The organism is Pseudobacteroides sp. (genome assembly GCF_036567765.1).
GTDB lineage: Bacteria > Bacillota > Clostridia > Acetivibrionales > DSM-2933 > Pseudobacteroides.
In genome coordinates this window covers 1-4,159 of sequence record NZ_DATCTU010000126.1, presented here as the reverse complement: position 1 = coordinate 4,159, position 4,159 = coordinate 1, and the positions used below count along the sequence as shown (strand labels likewise).

The following is a 4,159-nucleotide window of genomic DNA, read 5'->3' as shown; positions in this document are numbered from 1 at the left end:
TGCCATTGTTTGGGTCTTGCAACAAAAATAGACAAACAAAATTTCAGAAAGGTATTTCTTGAAGACGCTAACAGAGTGAATTCTGGAAACTAGTCTCCCCACATTTTTTTGAAGAGCTATCCCAGTTGTACTTGAAAATCGTTATTGTGGTTTGGAGTTACTTCATAAGTAACTTCGAAGGTAGCTAAAGAGCAGGAATAGGAAGAATTGTCCTGAACGGTACTTGAGTTGACACTCCTCTGGGAAATATTAAGTTTTGATTAGTATGCACCTTCAATATGAGGGTGCATTTGTATATAATCAAGCTGGTACCTAGCTTAATGTTAATAAAACCACCCACACCGCCCTGAGGGCTCGTCCTCATTGCCAGACGGGCTAGACCCCACAAAATTAGCTGGCTGAATCATCCAGAAGTTTCTCTCTGGCTAGATGCAAACTGTCAAGGAAAGTTTGCATTGGAGTTCTTCCTTTACACCTTTTACCCTGATGAGTACGTTCTTCATTATATTGTAGTATATAAAAGTCTAAGTCTTCCTGCAATTGTTCAACTGATTTATATAAGGTTTTTCTGAAAGCTGGTTTGTAGAACTCGTTAAGTATTGTTTGGTTTAAACGCTCGCAAATGCCATTTGTCTGAGGACTTTTAGCTTTTGTCATTGTATGCTCAATATCATTCATTTGTAAAAATAATTCATATAAGTGTTTCTCAGGTGCTCCACAATATTCCGTACCTCTATCAGTTAAAACCCTCATTACAGGTATCATGTGATTTTCGAAAAATGGTAGTACTCTATCATTTAAGATATCTGCCGAAGTAACAGGAACTTTTGCAGTGTATAACTTAGCAAATCCTACTGCTGAATAAGTATCTATAGCAGTTTGCTGATATATTCGCCCCACTCCTTTAATGTAGCCTACATAGAATGTGTCTTGTGCCAGTAAGTATCCTGGATGCTATGTATCTATTTCATCTATTGATATATTCTTTTCCTGCTTTGCTTTTTCTAAGGCTATAAGCTGATCTTCCGTATAGAGGATACCTTCTTTTGCAGCTTTTTCTTCAAGCTTTTTAAGCCTCTTTTCGAATGTTTCGATATTATATCTTAGCCAAATAGATCTCACACCTCCAGCAGATACAAGTATTCCGTGCTTTCTAAGTTCATTACTTGCTCTTAACTGTCCATATGCAGGTTTTTCATATGCCATCTTTATTACAGCCTCTTCAACTTCAGGAGCAACTCTGTTCTTTATGCAAGGCTTCCTGCGAGTTTTATCCTTTAAACCTTCAAGTCCATGTTCCTCATATGCTTTCTTAATATCATAAAAATGCTGCCGACTAACTCCATGAATTTTACATGCTTCACTTACATTCTGAAGATACTCTGCCAATTCTATTAAGCTCATTTTATTCTTCACTATACGTTCCTGTATTGTCATATTAGAAATCTCCTCCTTACAATTTAATTATTGTCCAGAGGAGATATTACCCAAACATTATTCAGCACTGTCAAGTGAAGTCAATTCTTTAACAGAAGAATATATTATTATATTCTCTTCCTATTCCTGTGAGTATTTTTCAGTGGCATTGTAGAAACTGAAAGAAAATGTAATCAAAAAGTTTAAGTAAGATTAGTATTCCTCTAACTTTCGTTTAAGTAGCCTCTCAGCTCTTCTACCAGTTCATAAACACGTGTAGCCGGAACCATTTTTGATGGTGCTGTTTTATTGTCATAACTCTCGTATAGCTTTTTCGCTCGAGAGATAGCAAGATCAACACTGCTTTTTTCATTCTTGTCTATGATATCATATATATCAGAAGCAGCTTTATCATAATCCAAATACGCTTTAAGGATTTCTTTATATTGTTCTCGTCCCACATCAGATATTAGGTCTTGAAAATGAAGTATAAACCACAACTCAATACACTCATTAGACCAAGCAGCAAAGAATTTTCTGTCGGCATCATCACATTCTTTATCTTCAATACTAAACTGAGTATTGTCAAAATTATCTAGAGGAAAATCATCTTTATCATACATTATCCATATACGTTTGTAATGCTTATTTTCAGGTTTTGCAGCCAAATCACGTGCATATTTCAGTAGCCCTTTAGTATTTCTACCTGTCCCATGAATTTTTATTATGTCCTTCATTGAATGACGAGCATTCTTATTGATTTCAGAGTATTTTTTGATAATCAAATCGACAAGCCCTTGAATGTAATGTGGCTCTGTTTTTGTCCCTTCACTGATAATAAGTGTTGGTGAAGGTAGTTTGTACTTTTTTTCAAAATTTCTTCGTTTTGACTGCATTCGCTCTTCTAATTTTTTTATATCACTATATTTTGCGGGCTTTAAGCTCATTGCAAATCCTCCCCCCAGTCCAGAATAGTCCTTAGATAAGGGTCTGCACCATATCTTCCTTCCATATACTGCTTATCATAAGTTTCATCTTTTCTAACTTTTTCGCCATTTTCCTTTTTAAACTCAACCAGTGAATAAAGCTGTGAAGCCTCAAATTTGTCAAGTGCAGCAAACCATATTTCATCACGTCTAAACACTGTGTTTTTCATATTAGTCAAATCATGTGATGTGAATAATAATTGTGCACCGCTTTTATTGATTTTTGGATTTGTAAATAATTCAATAATATATCTTAATAATTTAGGGTGAAGCTTGGCGTCCATTTCGTCAGCTATAACTAAATTACCATCTTTCAAGCATTTTAAAATAAATGGTAACAATCCAAATAACTTTCTTGTTCCGCTGGATTCTTCCTCAAATAATAATTCCCCCTCTGAACCATCAATTAACTTATGCTTTGTAAATATATCAGTAATATTTCCATCAGTATCTTTAACAAGTCTTATACCGATAATATTTATATCCATCTCATTTAGCATATTCAAAAACTGCTTCTCTCCTTTTTTACCTTTACTTAGCCCAATGGTTCTATCTCTAATTGGATTATCATAATTTAAGATTACGCTGCTCATAAACCACTCAATAACATTTTCAATGATATCTATATCTTTACTTATTGAAATATGAGACAGTAGTGGTAGAGATGGTTTAATCTTGTTTACATTAATGTCCTCTAGAACATCTCCTAAGTATATACCATCTCTATCTCTTTCAAAAACCACTTCCGGCCTATTTGATTTTAAATTTTTCATAAATAGATACTCTTCTAAAACTTCACCATGCAATATATGAAGCTGGTATTTATATTCATAGCCTCTGGTTCTAAATAATATTTCAAATTCAATAGGTTGATTTTTAGCACCTTTGCTGAATTTAAAATACCTGTCGGTTTCTTCTAATTCTGTATTACTGAATTCCTTTGTTTTTCTTGACTCATCAGAAACACCTGCAAAAATATCATCATCATTCCTTTGTTTTGAAATTTCCTTCAAAGCAATGATTGGCATTAAAACTTTCCGTGTCAAGTATACAAATGCTTCAAGAACACTCGATTTACCACCACCGTTAGGACCATATATAACAGCAACAGGCAAAAATTCAGTCCCATCCATCTTATCTACAATCAGACTGTTTTCGTGCTCAGATATTTTTATTGCTTGCATATCAAGGATCGCTTCGTCTTTGAATGACCTAAAATTTTTAAATATAAATTGGCATAGCATAACAATCGCCTCTTTCTTATCGAGAAAATATCTCGCAAATTTAATAAGATTATATCCATATTACCATACTTATATGCATAGAAGCAATAAAATGTGAGATTATTTCTCACATAACAAATAGATAATAATTATTTTTTTAGCATACTTAAAATTAATTGGTGCGTGTTTAAGTCACATAATTCAATACTTTTTTAGTCATATTCCTGCTGCCTTACATGAATTTTAAAAATATAAAAAACTGTTTGTTATTAAATAATAGTTTAATAAATATCGCATATTAACACATTGTGGTTACTAGAAAATATGGAAGGATATACGATATTTTAATTCACACTATAGTTACTTCACAATCCACTCCAAAAACCACAACGGCGATTTTCAAGTACAACTGGGATAGCTCTTCAAAAAAATGTGGGGAGACTAGTTTCCAGAATTCACTCTGTTAGCGTCTTCAAGAAATACCTTTCTGAAATTTTGTTTGTCTATTTTTGTTGCAAGACCCAAACAATGGCA

At 33.5% G+C, this 4,159-nt stretch carries 2 protein-coding genes and 1 pseudogene; all 3 read right to left on the bottom strand.

The annotated features are described in order from the left end of the window. Nucleotides 1-390: 390 nt before the first annotated feature. The 3 genes and pseudogenes from VIO64_RS21830 to VIO64_RS21820 all read right to left on the bottom strand — a co-directional run bounded on the left by VIO64_RS21830 (nucleotide 391) and on the right by VIO64_RS21820 (nucleotide 3,646). Nucleotides 391-1,437: pseudogene (locus tag VIO64_RS21830) on the bottom strand (IS481 family transposase). Between the two features lie 203 nt (nucleotides 1,438-1,640). Further along, complete coding sequence (locus VIO64_RS21825; RefSeq protein WP_331921865.1) at nucleotides 1,641-2,363, bottom strand: RloB family protein; 723 nt, start codon at nucleotides 2,361-2,363, stop codon at nucleotides 1,641-1,643. Beyond that, nucleotides 2,360-3,646 carry an ATP-binding protein gene (locus VIO64_RS21820; RefSeq protein ID WP_331921864.1) on the bottom strand — a complete coding sequence of 429 codons (1,287 nt, stop codon included), beginning with the start codon at nucleotides 3,644-3,646 and terminating at the stop codon, nucleotides 2,360-2,362. Before VIO64_RS21820 ends, VIO64_RS21825 begins: the two co-directional genes overlap by 4 nt. Nucleotides 3,647-4,159: the final 513 nt, after the last annotated feature.